The sequence below is a fragment of the Candidatus Brocadia sp. genome (assembly GCA_021646415.1).
Taxonomy (GTDB): domain Bacteria; phylum Planctomycetota; class Brocadiia; order Brocadiales; family Brocadiaceae; genus Brocadia.
The window spans coordinates 20,315-36,524 of sequence record SOEU01000006.1 but is presented as its reverse complement, the minus strand read 5'-3'; the positions used below and the strand labels follow the sequence as shown (position 1 = coordinate 36,524).

General features: G+C 39.7%; 13 protein-coding genes. 9 read left to right on the top strand and 4 right to left on the bottom strand.

Features of this window, described 5'->3' with window-relative positions:
• Window position 1: 1 nt before the first annotated feature.
• Window positions 2-1,027 carry a response regulator gene (locus E3K36_06610; GenBank protein ID MCF6154914.1) on the bottom strand — a complete coding sequence of 342 codons (1,026 nt, stop codon included), beginning with the start codon at window positions 1,025-1,027 and terminating at the stop codon, window positions 2-4.
• A gap of 576 nt (window positions 1,028-1,603) precedes the next feature.
• Here E3K36_06610 and E3K36_06605 point away from each other — a divergent pair.
• The 9 genes from E3K36_06605 to E3K36_06565 all read left to right on the top strand — a co-directional run bounded on the left by E3K36_06605 (window position 1,604) and on the right by E3K36_06565 (window position 13,905).
• A complete protein-coding gene (locus tag E3K36_06605; protein ID MCF6154913.1) occupies window positions 1,604-3,058 on the top strand; it encodes a response regulator in 1,455 nt (484 codons plus the stop codon).
• Between the two features lie 289 nt (window positions 3,059-3,347).
• Window positions 3,348-4,724: a sigma-54-dependent Fis family transcriptional regulator gene (locus E3K36_06600; GenBank protein ID MCF6154912.1), complete on the top strand. Its 1,377-nt coding sequence runs from the start codon at window positions 3,348-3,350 to the stop codon at window positions 4,722-4,724.
• Window positions 4,699-5,961 carry a beta-ketoacyl-[acyl-carrier-protein] synthase family protein gene (locus tag E3K36_06595; protein ID MCF6154911.1) on the top strand — a complete coding sequence of 421 codons (1,263 nt, stop codon included), beginning with the start codon at window positions 4,699-4,701 and terminating at the stop codon, window positions 5,959-5,961. The genes E3K36_06600 and E3K36_06595 overlap by 26 nt, the downstream gene beginning before the upstream one ends.
• 109 nt (window positions 5,962-6,070) lie before the next feature.
• Window positions 6,071-7,309, top strand: coding sequence for a beta-ketoacyl-[acyl-carrier-protein] synthase II (gene fabF, locus E3K36_06590; GenBank protein MCF6154910.1), 1,239 nt, complete (start codon window positions 6,071-6,073; stop codon window positions 7,307-7,309).
• 159 nt (window positions 7,310-7,468) lie between these two features.
• Window positions 7,469-7,822 carry an acyl carrier protein gene (locus E3K36_06585; protein MCF6154909.1) on the top strand — a complete coding sequence of 118 codons (354 nt, stop codon included), beginning with the start codon at window positions 7,469-7,471 and terminating at the stop codon, window positions 7,820-7,822.
• Window positions 7,823-7,874: 52 nt separating this feature from the next.
• Window positions 7,875-9,698: a radical SAM protein gene (locus E3K36_06580; protein ID MCF6154908.1), complete on the top strand. Its 1,824-nt coding sequence runs from the start codon at window positions 7,875-7,877 to the stop codon at window positions 9,696-9,698.
• Entirely contained in the window at window positions 9,695-10,939 is a 1,245-nt protein-coding gene (locus tag E3K36_06575) for a beta-ketoacyl-ACP synthase II (protein ID MCF6154907.1), read from the top strand. The genes E3K36_06580 and E3K36_06575 overlap by 4 nt, the downstream gene beginning before the upstream one ends.
• 12 nt (window positions 10,940-10,951) lie before the next feature.
• Window positions 10,952-13,552: a PAS domain-containing protein gene (locus E3K36_06570; GenBank protein MCF6154906.1), complete on the top strand. Its 2,601-nt coding sequence runs from the start codon at window positions 10,952-10,954 to the stop codon at window positions 13,550-13,552.
• Between the two features lie 140 nt (window positions 13,553-13,692).
• On the top strand, window positions 13,693-13,905 hold the full coding sequence (locus E3K36_06565; GenBank protein MCF6154905.1) for a hypothetical protein: 213 nt from the start codon (window positions 13,693-13,695) through the stop codon (window positions 13,903-13,905).
• 108 nt (window positions 13,906-14,013) lie between these two features.
• Here the strand turns inward: E3K36_06565 and E3K36_06560 are convergent, their stop codons facing one another.
• The 3 genes from E3K36_06560 to E3K36_06550 form a co-directional block, all read right to left on the bottom strand.
• Window positions 14,014-14,472 (bottom strand): YbhB/YbcL family Raf kinase inhibitor-like protein, encoded by a 459-nt coding sequence (locus E3K36_06560; GenBank protein MCF6154904.1) that lies wholly within the window; start codon window positions 14,470-14,472, stop codon window positions 14,014-14,016.
• Between the two features lie 141 nt (window positions 14,473-14,613).
• The gene (locus tag E3K36_06555; GenBank protein MCF6154903.1) at window positions 14,614-14,841 is read right to left on the bottom strand and encodes a hypothetical protein; all 228 of its coding nucleotides are present in this window, start codon (window positions 14,839-14,841) and stop codon (window positions 14,614-14,616) included.
• Window positions 14,842-14,850: 9 nt separating this feature from the next.
• Window positions 14,851-15,897, bottom strand: coding sequence for an aldo/keto reductase (locus tag E3K36_06550; GenBank protein ID MCF6154902.1), 1,047 nt, complete (start codon window positions 15,895-15,897; stop codon window positions 14,851-14,853).
• Window positions 15,898-16,210 lie beyond the last annotated feature (313 nt).

The following is a 16,210-nucleotide window of genomic DNA, read 5'->3' as shown; positions in this document are numbered from 1 at the left end:
TTTATGATTCTTCTCCCTGTTCATCTCTCGTGCATAATTCGCGGTATCTGGCGATGATGGTAAGTATTTTTTCAGTTAAGGCAGGCACAAATTGAATATATATCCCTTCCCGGATAATTTCAAATGCCTTCTGATGGGAATATTTTTTATGGTAATGTCTGTCGGTAGTTAGCGCATCATAAGCATCTACTATCGAGAGAATACTGGCCTCAAAGGGAATTTCATCTCCTTTCAGGCGATCAGGATAGCCATTACCGTTATACCATTCATGATGGTGACGTACTATGGGTAAGCATTCTTTTAAGAAATCTATAGGCTCAAGAATTTTATAACCTATCTCCGAATGACGCTTCATGACAAGAAATTCCTCCTCTGTAAGGAAGCTCGGTTTTGCCAGTACAACGTCACCAACCCCAATCTTTCCTATATCATGAAGGAATGCACCGTATCGCAACACTTCAATTCGTGACTTATGAATACCCAGTTCTTCAGCTACAAAGGCAAACAGCTGAGACACTCTTTTCGAGTGACCCGCTGTATAGGAGTCTTTGGCATCTATGGCAAGCAAAAGGGCTTCTGCGGTTGAAAAAAAATTCTGTTGAACAGCCATTCTCAGATTCTCCACCAACCTGTCTTTTTCCGATAATTCGATGTGATGGCTTAAGGCCTTTTCCGTTACTGCAAGGATTTCAGAAGGTTGAAAGGGTTTGATTATATAATCAAACGCACCATTTCGTAAGGCTGTAATAGTGGTTTGTGTAGAAGGGAATGCCGTGATCATGATTATTGGAATTGTAGCATTTACAGAACGCATCTGCTTCAAAAAATCCAGACCGTTTGCCCTGGGCATTTTTATGTCGAGGAAAATCATTTCTGGCTTTATGTTGTTTAGGCTGTTAAGGGCTTCATCAATGCTTGACGTGGCAGAAATGGAATACTTTTCCTTCAAAATCATTCTTAATGACTCCCTTACACCAAGGTCGTCATCGATTACAAGTATGCTTGCCGGTTTCATTTTTTGTTCCATAGCATAAGCCCTTTATATTTGACTATGACATTTTTTGTACCAAATCTGCAGGAAAAATTCAATGAAAAACTGCAACATGTGAAATTTTCAAGACTAATGACTATTTTGTTGAATCTGTAAATAAGCCGCTGCTCGCGCGCTATTTTACAACATTGTTTATTCTTTCTATTTTTAGAAACAATCTTGCTCGTTTTGTCCATAATTGTCCATTTGTTTCTATTGCTGCCTTGATGAGGGCGTATATTTTACAAAAATGATCATTTTTGCCTATTTGCGGTAGTATTTTACATTAGTTAATTATAAAAATTATAAATGACTAATTTTGTCAGCAGCTATCTAAAAAGGAAAAATATTTCAACAAAATCTGTTGCGGAAATGTACACTATTTCACTTCAAGGCCTTAAGTACAGCCATCCTTCCAATTGTTTAATGGTTGTAAGTATAGAATTAAAAAGAACTTTCTATTGATAAATAAAATATTTTACTGTTGGCACGAAAGTTGCTTCTTGCTCATAATTGTTCAAATAGAACTACTGTGACTTAAAAGACCTTTTACTAGTTTGAAAGGAGATCGATATGCACTCTTTTTTGGTGGTCTCAAACGATAGTTCGGTGTGTGGGTTATTTAAAAAGTCTTTAAATGGGGTTAATATCGTTTATACTGCCAGGACACCTGAAGAAGCGTTACAAATATGCCTCAGAAGAGATATTGATGTAATTTTTTTAGATATTTTATTAAATGATGATGGAACAAACAAATTCTTGGAGAAATTGAGACAAACGAATATTGACCCGCCAATTGTTGTGTTAGTCCCTGAGTCGCAGCCGATGCTATCCGAAGAAGCCCTGAGAATGGGAGCGTACGAACTCCTTGAAAAACCTCTTCGAAAAGAGGAAATACAGCATGTCTCACAGAGAGCCCTGGAAAAGCACGAAATAAGAAGAGAATTGGGTTTTCTTCAGTCTCAAATAAAAAATTTAATGCCAGTGGGGAAAGAGAATGGGTTATCCGAAATGGCGTGTAATAAGCAAACAAGTACCGGCGACATGCATCTTACCTACAAGGAAGTCTTCCAGAAGTTCTCGAAGGTATTAACGCGTGTTCACGATCTTGGGAAACTTGCCGATATGACAGTTGAGGCAATGGCAGAGATATTCAGGGTGGGCAGGGTAGGCTTTATGCTGATATATAGAAAGGAGGGCCTAAGCCGGCTATACCGTTGCCAGGGTCTGGATGAGGTAGCCGCTAAAAATGTGTGCTTCGATATTAATCACGGAACCATGCAGTGGTTGGCCAAGAATCATCAGATATTAAATAAGGATGTTATCGATAGGGAAGTTGCAACGAACAAATTAACTATGCGTGAGGCGATAAACATGCAGAGGGAAATAGAGCTTTTACAATCGCAACTGTGCGTTCCTATCTTTGCTCATGGGAGTCTTAGTTGTGTAATCGCTTTGGGGAACAAGGTTACAGGAAAAACGTTCTTTGATGAGGATATCGAATTGCTATCCATGCTGGCAGGATATATAGGCATGGCAGTGGAGAATGCATTTCTTTACCGGGAGGTAAATCTCAGGAAAATTCGAAATGAGAATATCTTAGAAAATATCCCTTGCGGTGTAATTGCCATAAACAATAACGGTAAGATTAATACTTTTAACAAAAGTGCTGCAAAGATGCTCAAAATTTCTCCGGATGATGTAATAGGAAAGGATGTCAAACATATTGGCTCTATATTTGCAAATATTATCCTGAGAACTTTAAAAGACAAAAAAACTTATGAGGCGACTGAGATTGAGCACCCCATTACCCGTTCTGCCTATGCAGTGAGCACTTCTTTATTAGATAGCGCGGGTGAATTAGGAGCGATTATAATATTTTCAGATATAAGTGAGATTAAGAAATTGCAATCGAGCTTAAGTAATGTTGAGAAACTGGAAACGAAAATAAAGAATTTAGAAACCCGAACATTCTCATCTGGTATTTCTCATATGTTAAGTAATGAGCTTGTCACACAGCCAGCCTGATTACTGGGAAAAAAGCTTGTGGAACATTTTGCCTATAATACGGGAAGAGGAGGTAAATTTGACAATCCATAGTAAGTATTATCGAAGGATTAGTCCCGGATGGGGCAGGTCTTCAGGAAGAATGCAAAATATCCCGCTTCCATCTGTGTTAGAAAAAGTATATAATTTCGTATTGGTTTTTTCAATAGTTCAGATAACAATCAGTTAATATGCTGAATTATGGTGTCATGATATAAAGGGGAGAGGTCATAATTTTCATATCTTACCGGCCGATTACTGAGAATTTGCTATGAAAACCATATTGTTAGTTGATGACGAAATCAGTGTTGTAGAGTCCCTGCGGCTTATCTTAAAAGACAATTATAAGGTTATAAGCACGAATAGTGGAAAAGAGGCCTTAAAGATACTGGATAAAGAACGCATAGATCTCGTGCTGCTTGATTTGAGGATGCATGAAATGGATGGGATAGAACTGCTAAGGAGATTGCAACCCTCTTATCATGAGACAGGCGTAGTGGTATTGACTGCTGTAAATGACGTCAAATCGGTTGTTGAGGCTGTGAAGCTAGGCGCTTTAGATTATATTGTGAAACCATTTGAAATTGAGGAAATCAAGATAACTATTGAAAAGGCATTGGAGTTTAAAAGTTTAACCAGGGAAGTTCGTTATCTCCGCTCGGAATTTAGATACCATTCCATAGACAGGTTAATCCACGGGCACAGTCGAATGATGGAGTATATAATTGATATAGTTTCCAGGGTATCACGGGTGGATTCAACGGTCCTTTTAAGGGGAGAAAGCGGAACGGGCAAGGAATTAGTGGCGCGTGCGATACACTTCGACAGCAACCGGCGAGAGAATCCGTTTATTGTTGTAAGTTGTCCAAATCTGGCAGGCGACTTGTTAGAAGCTGAACTCTTTGGCCATGAGAAGGGGTCATTTACTGGTGCATATGAAAGGAGATTGGGGAAGTTTGAAATAGCTGAAGGTGGTACCATATTCCTTGATGAAATTAGCGAGATAAATCTTCCTTTGCAGGCAAAACTTTTACGTGTTTTACAAGAAAAAGAGTTTTCCCGCGTTGGTAGTCATTCTGTTATAAAGTCGGATGTACGAATAATTGCCGCAACGAATAAAGATTTAGAAGCAATGATTAAGGACGGACGCTTCCGGGAAGATTTGTACTATCGTATCAACGTTGTTCCTATTTATCTACCACCCCTTCGCGAGAGAACAGAAGACATTCCACAATTAGTGGAACACTTCTTCAACATCTTTCGAAAAGAGTGTCACGCAAAAACAGAATTTATTTCTAAAGAAGCTGTGGATGCATTGTCGAAATATCATTGGCCTGGAAACGTAAGGGAATTAAAAAATATAATGGAAAGAACTATTGCTCTCTATGGCAACGAGACTACCCTTCTCCCTGAATATCTACCTTCGGAAATCACGGGTATTTCTGGTAATCTTCAAAGAGTGAAAGCAAATATAAATTGGAGAATTTCCCTGGAAGATGAAGTGGCGCGGGTTGAAAAGCAACTCATTGAACAGGCGCTTCAAAAATCCGGTGGTGTGAAATCAAAAGCTGCAAAGCTCCTTGGCACTACCCGGCGCATTATTAATTACAAGATGCAAAAGTATGGAATCAGAGATTCCGGGAATTAGAGTATTGATGAAAAAACGTATAGTAGTAACAGGTATAGGTATTGTTAGCCCGCTTGGCATTGGCATACATGAAAACTGGGAGAGATATCTGTCTGGCATATCGGGGATTAAGCAAATCGAAACAGAAGGTAGAGACACAAAAGTATATGCTGGCAGTGTGCCCGATTTTGAATCCGAAACATGTATTCCCGAAGCAAAAAAAGATAAGACAGATACTTTTAGCCGTTTTGCTTTGGCCGCTGCAAAGATTGCATTAACCGATGCAAAAATTGGTAACGAATTTGACAAGGAAAAGATTGGGGTCTTTATCGGTAGCGCTTTTAGCGGGCTTAACATCATAGAAGAGCAAATTAAAATGCTTTACGAAGATGGTCCAAGAAGAGTTCATCCCCTTTTAATGCAAAAGAATCTTACGAATGCCCCATCTGGTGAAATTGCAATAGAATTTACTCTTAAAGGTCCTAATATAGGCTTTTCAAGCGGTGCATGTTCAGGGAATTATGCAATAATTCATGCATTTAATACAATACAACAGCACGATATCGATGCAGTGGTTGCAGGCGGGACTGAAGCACCACTGTGTCCAAGAGTTTTTGAAGAATTAAGACAGAAAGGATTGTTTCATTCAAATATCCCTGGTTTAAATCGAGCTAGCTGTCCATTTGATATTGACAGAAAAGGCTTTGTTTTGAGTGAGGGAGCAGGTATTATTGTTTTAGAGACGCTGAGTAGCGCTGAGAAACGGGGGGCAGATATCTATGGAGAACTCGTTGGATTCGGGGTCTCTTATGGTAATACTGATTACGCAAATCAGAGAAAATCTGGTTTTTATTCTAAAGTTTCCTGTATAAAACAGGCATTGGATTCTGCGTCCACTGTTCCATCAGATGTGGATTATATTAATGCAAGTGGTATTTCGGGAATAAGAGAAGACAGAGAGGAATCTGAGGTGATAAAGTCTGTTTTTGGCAAAAATGTTCATAAGATTCCAGTAAGTTCAACGAAGGGTAGTTTAGGGTTTTCAATTGGTGCATCGGGACCAATTGATGCAATCTTTTCGTTATTATCTTTAAAAAAACAGGTTTTACTGCAAACAAATAACCTTGAGAATATTGATCCAAAATGCAGTTCAATTTTTATACTTAAAAAACCGGATTTCAGGCCTGTAAACACAATACTGTCAAACAACTTCGATTACAACGGTAATAATGTATCACTGCTATTCAAGAGATTTTGAGATCATTGACAGAAGGGTGTGGAGAATGGTGAAAAAGATTTATATCTTTTGCATGCTCTGCGGTAGAAACAGTTATTCACAAAACTCACAGGAACTGTACTAAGAGAAAATGGGCGGACACATTGGAAAAAACAGAGTCGTTGTAACGGGAATAGGAATCATTACACCAATCGGAATTGGAATAGATGCGTATTGGGAATCTGCCATAAATGGGAAATCAGGAATATCAACAATTTCGAGATTTAATGTCGAAGGTTATCCAACAAAGATTGCCGGTGAGATAAGGAATTTCAATCCTGAAAAATACATGTCTGATGATTTTGCCGACACTTTGTGCAGATATTCTCAATTAGGTTTAGCAGCAGCCCGAATGGCAGTGCAAGACGCAGATTTAGAAGTAAGCAGTTTAAACAAAGTCGGGGTATCAATCGGAGTAGGAGCTGAAACATTATTATACTACGATGAAAAAACTGCAATTGAGAATAACAATTATATTTTACGAACGAAACCTCCCGCAGAAAACAAGAACATTGCAAGTGTAATTTCAGATTTTTTTCACTTTACAGGTCAAAACTTAGTTGTAGCTACAGCTTGTTCAAGTGGAAATCAATCTATTGGTATTGCAAGAGATATGATTCAATCAGGTCAGGTTGATACCGTTTTTGCCGGAGGAGTTGAGGCGCCTATTTTTCCGCTTAATCTCGCGGCTTTTTGTTCATTGAGAATAATGTCGAAAAGAAATGACCAACCGACAAAGGCCAGCAGGCCTTTTGATAAGGACAGGGATGGGTTTGTAATGGGTGAGGGCGCCGGTATATTGATTCTTGAAAAGGAAGAAAAGGCTTGCGAAAGGGGAGCACATATTTATGGTGAAATCGCCGGTTATGGAGCAACCAGTGATGCCTTTCATATGACCATGCCATCACCGGACAGGATGCAAATATGTAAGGCAATGAGTTTGGCAATAGAAGATGCCGAACTGAATATTACCGACATCGATTATATTAATGCACATGGGACATCTACATTAGCAAATGATCGGGGAGAAACAAAGGCGATAAAAACTGTTTTCGGAAACAACGCTTACAGTATACCAGTAAGCTCAACAAAGTCAATGACGGGACATTTAATGGGTGCTGCTGGCGCGGTTGAACTCATAACCTGTATTTTAGCAATCAAAAAAGGTATGATCCCTCCTACCATAAATTTAGAAAATGCTGACCCTGAATGCGATCTGGATTATGTTGCAAATAGAGCAAGAAGGAAAGAAATTAATACCGCTCTTTCGAACTCTTTTGGCTTTGGAGGAAATAATTCAACCATAATAATAAAAAGGTTTAATGCCTGAATCTATCGCAGAGATGATGTATCTGATCAATAATTTATCTGGCAGAAACAAAACAATGAACCCTGACAGGGTTGACTCACGAATTTCGTACTTCGGATTTTGTCTTTTTCTGACTTTTTCGGGTTAGTCATCATGTTGCACTAGCAACACCCTGAAACGATGAAAATGCGATTTCTGTCCTATAGTGTTGGTATATTTATGTTTACACTTATTTACCAGGCCTTATTTTCGAACCAGGAGGTTAGGACAATGGAGAATGTGGCAGAAAATTTGATTAAAGAAAAGCTAAAAAAAATATTAACAAAGGAACTGAAAGTAGAACTTGAAGATATTACCGATGACTCACATATTGCGGATGATATTGGTGTAGAATCAGCTGAAATGATAAATTTATTGTATAATATCGAAACAGAGTTTGACGTGGAAATTTCTAATGAAGAAGCAAGCAAAAATTTAACAATACAAAAGATGGCCGATCTAGTGAAGGAAAAAATTAGCGCAAAATCTAGATAATAAAATCACCGTACTTGCTGCATCAAACAAACCATTCATTTTAGAGGGTTTTATGAGTGATTCTGGCAGTGTAGACCTTATGTTATGGAATTCGTTCATGGGAAAGGCCTATTCCGTTAGTGACTGCTTTAAGGAAAACGGTATTGGAGTACTCGCCAGGGCATGTAAGAATGCGGATTTTAACATTGTTATAGAGGACCCGGCAAGAATCGAATTTTATACCGCATTCACAAAAAACGATTTTATGCCAAGGCTATCTGAACTCGCTGTGAACGTCTTTGACACGAAAAAGTGTGAAGATACAGTATCTTTAAGACAAGAATGGGACCTGCTCCAGAATAATCTTGCGAGTGCGATCAAAGAAAAAATGGAGAAATATGTTGAAGGTCTGGCTCAAAAGGTATGCGAGAATCGGGTAAAAGTGCTTGGGATCAAGACCTGGCTTGGCGATAGATTTGCCTACTCTGAAAAACTTGCACAAAGGGTCAAAGAACTGAGTTCAAGCACCTTGGTGATTGCTGGTGGCCCTCAGGTTAATCAATTTAAGACACATACATTGGAAAATAGCCCTTTTGAGTTTTGTATCGATGTTGAGGGCGAAGTAACCCTTATACAGATTGTGAATATTGTAAAAGAACTATATTCCCAGGGAGGGTCTAAATCTGATGTTATAAAAAGAATTACTGACCTTGCAGAAGCAGGTAAAATTTCTAATATGATATATAAAAACAACAACGGTGAGGTAAAAGAAACATTCATTCAAAGGCTTTCTTTGAACTCAAAACCTTTCCCTCTCTATGAAAAAGATGATGGAAAAGTAAATATTGCAGTAATAAATGAATCGTCTGGTTGCTATTATGGGAAATGTAATTTTTGTACACATCCAAATATTACCGGAAAATACCAAACCAGAGATATCAATATAACCATGCAAGAGATCAGGGAAACTATCATGGAGATGGGCATCGGACTCTTCAGATTTGCAGGATCAACAACACCAGTTTCTCTCAGCAGCCGGATCGCTGAGGCTTTATTGGCAGAAGGGTTACATATTGAGTATTCAATGTTCGTCCGGGCGGAAACCAGGGCAAAGGAACGGATGCCTGAGCTGACTGATGCTTATGAAAAAATCATACGTTCCGGCCTTAAAGCTGTTTTCCTTGGTGTTGAAACGGCGAACAATGATATCCTTTCAAGGGTTATGGACAAAGGTAATTCTGTGGAAGATATATATTATACCGTTAAAGCCCTAAAGCAGGCATCTTACAAGCAAAGAACACATCTTGATGTAGGTGTAAGTTTTATTTATCCTTGCCCAATACCTTCGGGTAGCACGATTACCCATGAACAAATTTTAGAAGAAAATCTGTATTTACTTCAAAAGTTAAAAAATGAGAATTTCAAACCGGATTCAGTCCTTGTAACTCCGGCTGCGCCTCTTCCTGGTACTGCATGGCAAAAAGAGCCTGAAAAATTCGGATTCGATCTGCCTGATAATTATTACCAGACTGTCCTCCGTTATGAGTATGAACTGACGAAGGATCCAAGCACGTGGCCTGAGTTGAATATCTCCTTACATGGAATAAAGTTCGTGGATATGCTTAAGATGTCCGGACTCATGGAGAAAAAGGTCAGAGAAATGGGTTACGTAGTAAACGTCTCCGACGAACATTGTCTCGCAGCGAGGAGCGCAGGATTCCTGGGGCAGAGAGGTTTAGAGGAATTCAAGATGAGAAGTGATTTATCTCTCTTAACAACAGACTATGGCTTCCTTAATGATGTCTATCAGAAAATAAACACACACAGCCGTTTACTGGCAGAAAAAAACTTCACTTCAAAAAAGAAAGAAATTTCTTCTGGGGGGGAAGTCCCTTGATAAAAAGACGTGTCGTTATTACGGGTCTGGGAATATTAGCTCCTAATGGTAACGGAAAAGATGCATATTGGGATGCACTTATTAACGGACGATCAGGTATAAAGAGGATCACCTCTTTCGATCCTACTCCTTTCAGTACTCAGATTGCTGGTGAAGTGAAAAACTTTAACCCGTGTGATTACTTTGACCCGAAATTGGTCAAAAGAAGCGCAAAGTTCTGCCATTTTGGTGTTGCTACGGCAAAAATGGCAGTAGCGGACTCAGGTATTGATCTCAGCAAGGAGGATAGTAACAGATGTGGCGTTTGTTTTGGAACTACGATAGGTGCTGAAAATGATATATACGAACACCAGCACAGGAAATTCTTGGAGTCTGGCCCAACGGCAGTTGGCCGCTATACTGCACCAGAGGTTACACCGCATGTGGCAACAGGTTATATATGTGCAGAACTAAAGATTAATGGGCCAAATTCGACTTTGTCCTCGGGATGTTCAAGCGGGCTTGACGTTGTAAACTGGGGATATAGTATGGTAAAGCGCGGAGATGTGGATGTGGCAGTTGTGGGTTGTGCAGATGCCATGATTTTTCCCTTTGCACTGTCAACTTTTTGTTCCCTGGGAATACTCTCAAAAAGAAATAAAGAACCTGAGAAGGCATCGAGGCCGTATGATAAGAATCGGGATGGTCTCGTAGCAAGTGAAGGTGGGGTATCAATCGTGGTTGAGGAATTGAATCATGCCTTGAATAGAGATGCAAATATATATGCTGAGATCGTATCTTATGCCACTGCATGCGAGGCGCAAGATGTTTTTCATGTGGAATTAAGCGGGCAGACGTTGCTCTTTGCACTGAAACAGGCATTAATCACAGGAAAAATCAGAGGAGATGAAATAGACTATATTTGTGCTCACGGAAACGCCATCCCTAGTTATGACTTGGCAGAAACAAATGCCTTTAAAACTTTCTTTGGTAATCATGTATACAACATCCCCATAAGCTCAATTAAGTCCATGACAGGTCATGCCTTCGCTGCAGCAGGCGGTTTCCAGGTAGTGGCAACAAGCCTTAGTTTAAAGAACGGTATTATTCCTCCAACAATTAATCTTGATGTACCCGATCCGCTTTGCAATCTTGACTATGTTCCGCACACCGCAAGGTATTTCAGTGGGGAAACTGCGCTTATAAATACTCATAGCGTGGGTGGAACACACGCTGTTCTCGTGCTAAAAAAATACTCGTAGGTAAGTTCGGCTATGCTTGCAACCCACATCGTGAACATTTTCATATCTTTGCTATACGCAGGGCTTGGATTTTTTGTATTCTTGAGAAATCCTTCCAGCGTCATTAACAAAAGATTTTGTATCGTTGCGAATGTTTTCTGTGTTTGGTCATTCCTTGTTTTTTTTACACTTCAGGCTGCAGACCCTGTGTTGGCTGCCTTCAGGCTGAAATTGGTTTTTTGTGCGGCCGCCTTTATTCCTTCTGCTTTTTTCTTTTTTATTTCCGTCTTTCCCGATCGCGTGGAAAGACCTATCGACCGATACTTTAGCATAATTTTCTTCATCGTAAGTATCGTTTTGGCGTTCTCTTCTTCTTCTATTGTCGAGACTTTGTCCTTCATCAATCGATTACCACAAGCAAAGTATGGTCCATTATTTCCTGTATTCTGGTCTTACTTCATAGTATGTATGGTGTATTCTTTGTATGTTCTTTATAAAAAAAGCATACGCTTTTATGGAATAAAAAGATTACAGATTCAATACTTATACTTTGGAGTAGCAGTGTCTGTGCTCCTGGGGGCCATCACGAATTTCCTCTTGCCGGCAATGGGAATATGGCAAGTTGAGAGCTTTGTGCCCCTGGTTACTATCCCTATCCCGACAGCAGTGGCTTACGCTATTGTAAAGTATCACCTTATGGATATTAGTGTAGTAATCAAGAAAAGCACGGTTTACGCTATTCTCTCTATTATCCTCAGCTTAATCTATTTTGCCGTTGGGCTCGTTGTGAGTAATATACTTCCTGTATCAGAGTATACAGAGACGGTTAGTAATGTAATTTCAATCATAATAATGGTCTTAATCTTTGTGCCTGCCCGGGAATCAATTCACCACTTTATCGAGAATCATCTGTTCCATACCAAGTATAGTTATCCAAAAATACTCAGTAACTCTACAGTAATGTTTTCATCTATTCATGATTTGGATAGACTTCTCCGTTTTGCAATTCAATATTTATATGATTCCGTAGGTATCGAGAAGATAGCAATACTAATAAAGGATGAAAAAATCAAACAATACAGTTTAAAGGCAGCTATAAATTTTTCATCCAAAGAAGATTTATTCCTTCCCGGCGATGCTGCTGTTGTTACGTGGCTTTGCCAAAATAAAACTGTTCTCTCACGGGAACAGTTAAATCGCTTTTCGCATGATAAGCTTGACCGTCTGTTAGAAAAAACATTAATATCAATGGATGTAGATAGTTGTATCCCTATCCTTCACGGGAAAGATCTCTTTGGCATAATTCTATTGGGTAAAAAGGTTGATAAAAAGGTATTTACACAAGAAGATATCCAGATGTTCCTCGCCTTTTCGGGTCAATTGGCTATGGCAGCTAATAATGCTTGCCTCTACTCAGGGTTGAAAGAAGCCAAGACCTACAGGGAGAATATCCTTCAGAGTCTCAAGTGTGGGGTTATCACGATAAATAATCATGAAGAGGTTACCCTTTTAAATAATGAGGCAAGAAATATCCTGGGACTGGAAAGTACAAGTTCAACTGAAATGATACTGAATGCCCTTAATAACGATATTTACAAACTATTGAAATATACGCTTAAAAATAATAGAGATCATACTGACATTGAAACTTTTATTGAAAGAGGTAGTACCAGGGTCCCGTGCAGTGTAACCATAACACAGCTCAAAACCGAATCCGGAGAGAAGCTTGGGGCATTGATAATTCTGACAGACCAAACCGAATTAAAATTACTTCAGGTGGAAAAGCAACATGCCGACCGACTTGCCCATTTGGGCTCCCTTGCTTCTAATATTGCCCACGAGATAAAAAATCCCCTTGTGGCCATAAACACTTATTTTCAACTGCTTCCATACAAGAAAGACGATCCGGAATTCCACAGTAATTTTCGGGAAATTGCTTTAAAGGAAATAGGAAGAATTAACAGAATTATCGAAGATATGTTAAATCTGGCAAAACCTTCAAAGCTCGTTATACAACACATAGATCCCCATTGTGTGATAATGGATACTATAAACTTGTTAAAGAATGATGCTGCAAAGAAAGATATTGAGATAACAACAATGTTAGACGGAAATAGATGCCAACTCATTGCAGATGAAGACAAGGTAAAACAAGTGTTCTTAAACATTCTGCAAAACAGCCTTGATGCATTGTCAAGCAAGGGACATATTCAGGTAAGCACTTACCTGGTTGATAATCTTTCGGAGTTTAAAAGGATGGCAAAAGAACACTCTGGCAGCGTATTCTTCTCGTTTGTCTCGTCTCTCTCAAATAATCTGAGTAAGCAGTATTTTGTTATAAAAATCTCAGATAATGGTACGGGTATACCTGCTGAAAAGATTTCACATATCTTCGAACCTTTCTTTTCGAATAAAGATAAAGGCACCGGACTCGGCCTTGCCGTTGTGTACAGAATTATAAAGGATCATGAGGGAGGCATTTATGTAGAAAGCAAGGAAGGGATTGGAACAGATTTTTATATTGGCCTGCCAGTGAATAGTATAGGTGCCAATAGCAGTATTAACGCAAGGTCAAAAGACACAGACATCTTTAACCCTATAGCGAAAGGCATGGGAACCTGTACAAAAATTTAATGGTTTTTTTGACACAGTCGCCATGCCACGAAAGCGGCACATTGAAATCTTGAAGACATTTTAAATGTTTCGTAACACTTTAGTTTTTTGAAAAACTATCAAGGCAAAGCCTTGTGCTGATTTCGCCCCGGAGGGGCAAATTGCTCATAGGCAGGCAATTTATTGCCTGTGTTAAGAGAAAGATAAAAATAAGCCCTGTAGGGGCGAATGAAGATTATGGATACACAATCGTCTCAATCGTCCCTACGGGACTGTATTTCTCTTTGATAAAAATACAGGCAATAAATTGCCTGCCTATTGCCTCACGTCCCTATAGGGACTTAAAAAGCACAACTCATCTTTCAAAAAACTAAACTGTTTCGATGTTTCGATATGTCCCCTTACTGGAAACATCACGACGTCGCATAAAAAGAAATTTCTGCATCAGGTAGTTGCTTCTAACTCTTGTAATCTGCAATCTCTTATCTTTTATATTTCCCCATCAATTGGCCTTCAGCCAGGATATGTCCTTCCATAGCCTCCAGCAATTGCTTTTTCGTAGATCCGGCCTCAAGATTAATTTCTGTGTCCAGCGCATACAGTTTGAAATAATATCTGTGTGTACCACCCGGTGGGCATGGTCCGCCGTAGCCGATTTTACGAAAATCTGTTATTCCTTGCCTGGCGCCATTTGCAAGTATCTTCTGAGGAGGTATATTTTCTGGTAACTCCTGGACATCTGCAGGTAAATTGAAGAGAACCCAATGTACCCATGTACCCATTGGTGCATCTGGATCGTCACAGATAAGGGCAAGACTCTTTGTACCTTCGGGAACTGAAGTCCATGAAAGGGGAGGAGAGATATCAAGACCATCACAGGTATACTTCTTCGGTATCATGCCACCTTCCCCGAAGGCAGTGCTTTTCATTTTGATTTCCATAGTATTTCCTCCTGCAGTATTGGTGTAAAATTGACCTGTACTCTGATAAAGGCATAGTAAAGTGAATGCAATAAGTAAACAGCGCACATTTTTAATCATCAATATTTCCTCAAACTGGCGATGTCACTCAGGAATCGCCCTTTAGAATACGTTCCCTTCTTCATCGGATAAAAAACCCTTCGTTTCTTTGAATCGGAGAAGGTGAGTATAAAACTTATTAATTATGTCATCGGCATGTTGGTGAATGAGCCCTTTTAATTCTTTTAGCAAAGTTACGTCCCGTTCTGTAAAATCTAAAAAGTTCCTGCGGGTCTGACGCTCCTGTTCACTGAGGCTTAGCTCACCAATAGGCATAATGTGTTTTTTCATGAAAGATTGTTAATGTAAAGGGCGGGTAGGGTAAACGCGCCAATTATCAGAGGGGTGTTTGTAAAACTCTCTTTCGATTCCACCAAAAGGCTCTGTTCGGGCGAGCAGTTTAGATTGATCTTTCTCTGAGAGGGTCTTAAACTGGTGTGCAAAACTTACATTCTCTTTAAGCTGCTCAATACTATCCATACCTGAAACTAAAGTACTGACGTGCTGACTCCAGGCAAAATATAAGCATTCTTTTACCGTAGCTACTTTATCTTCCAGTAATGTTCCGTTTGCTGTTGTTTTCATTGCAAGAATCCCAATATCGTATTTCACCGCTTCCGGAATGACCTGTCGAACAAAACTCAGATAATGTGGGTCCACAAGATTCACGGGAATCTGCACCGTTTCAATACTGTTGTGATGCCTTTGAATGGCTTTCGCGAGCACTGCCGGGTTCCGATGCCCGGTAAACCCCACATGCAGGATCTTTCCTTCTTTCTTTGCCTGAAGGGCCGCCTCAATGGCACCTCCGTTCCTGAAAATGGCATCTGCATCCTCCACCGTTTGCACATCATGGAACTGCCACAAATCAAGGTAATCGGTTTGCAGCCGTTTGAGGCTTTCGTGCAATTCATTCATTGCTCCGGTCTTGTCCCGCCTACGACTTTTGGTCATGATAAATGCCTTGTCCCGCCGGTCTTTTAGCGCTGTCCCAAGGCGCCTCTCGCTGTCACCATTATTGTAACTCCAGGCTGAATCGAAAAAATTAACCCCTTCATCGAGGGCAGCGTGAATCATCCGGATGGCGTAACGTTCATCTCTCATTCGACCAATGTGATAACCTCCTGCACAGAGGATGGAAACCATCTTTTCTGTTTTACCCAGACGACGTTTAGGCACCCCTTCGTTTTTATCATCTGTTGTTGCAAAAGAAACCATGTCTACCGGGAAACCATGATGCAAATTCTTTGTAAAACCCAGACCCAGGGCAACGGTGAAAGTACCTTTAAGAAAATTCCTGCGATTGGTAAAGTTATTTTTCATAAACGCCATTTTATCAATTCTCATTAATTTTTACCAAAATTTCGAAATCTAATTTGGTTGATTATATATCGTTAGGCCTGAAAGGCCGTTAGTATATAGCAGGGGGTGAAGCCACCTGGAAATAAAATGGTACATATGTAAACCCCCAAGGGGTGAAAGAATATTGTTGTCATTTACCCATGAGATGGGAAAATCAATCTCTTGTCAGTAAGGATTTTTCTTTCGCCCCTCTGGGACTCGTTGTTGTTTGTTCTGTATTTAATTTATCCAGGGTTATAATCTATGGATATAGTCAAACAAATTGGAATTTCAAAATTTAGGTAACAATTGTAAGGAA

What these genes read in the sequence shown, in the direction of transcription:
- E3K36_06570 (MCF6154906.1), top strand. Translation starts at nt 10,952, where the DNA reads ATGCTTGCAACCCACATCGTGAACATTTTCATATCTTTGCTATACGCA.
- E3K36_06580 (MCF6154908.1), top strand. Translation starts at nt 7,875, where the DNA reads ATGAGTGATTCTGGCAGTGTAGACCTTATGTTATGGAATTCGTTCATG.
- fabF (MCF6154910.1), top strand. Translation starts at nt 6,071, where the DNA reads ATGGGCGGACACATTGGAAAAAACAGAGTCGTTGTAACGGGAATAGGA.
- E3K36_06550 (MCF6154902.1), bottom strand. Translation starts at nt 15,897, where the DNA reads ATGAGAATTGATAAAATGGCGTTTATGAAAAATAACTTTACCAATCGC.
- E3K36_06610 (MCF6154914.1), bottom strand. Translation starts at nt 1,027, where the DNA reads ATGGAACAAAAAATGAAACCGGCAAGCATACTTGTAATCGATGACGAC.
- E3K36_06595 (MCF6154911.1), top strand. Translation starts at nt 4,699, where the DNA reads ATGGAATCAGAGATTCCGGGAATTAGAGTATTGATGAAAAAACGTATA.
- E3K36_06585 (MCF6154909.1), top strand. Translation starts at nt 7,469, where the DNA reads ATGAAAATGCGATTTCTGTCCTATAGTGTTGGTATATTTATGTTTACA.
- E3K36_06600 (MCF6154912.1), top strand. Translation starts at nt 3,348, where the DNA reads ATGAAAACCATATTGTTAGTTGATGACGAAATCAGTGTTGTAGAGTCC.
- E3K36_06555 (MCF6154903.1), bottom strand. Translation starts at nt 14,841, where the DNA reads ATGAAAAAACACATTATGCCTATTGGTGAGCTAAGCCTCAGTGAACAG.
- E3K36_06605 (MCF6154913.1), top strand. Translation starts at nt 1,604, where the DNA reads ATGCACTCTTTTTTGGTGGTCTCAAACGATAGTTCGGTGTGTGGGTTA.
- E3K36_06560 (MCF6154904.1), bottom strand. Translation starts at nt 14,472, where the DNA reads ATGGAAATCAAAATGAAAAGCACTGCCTTCGGGGAAGGTGGCATGATA.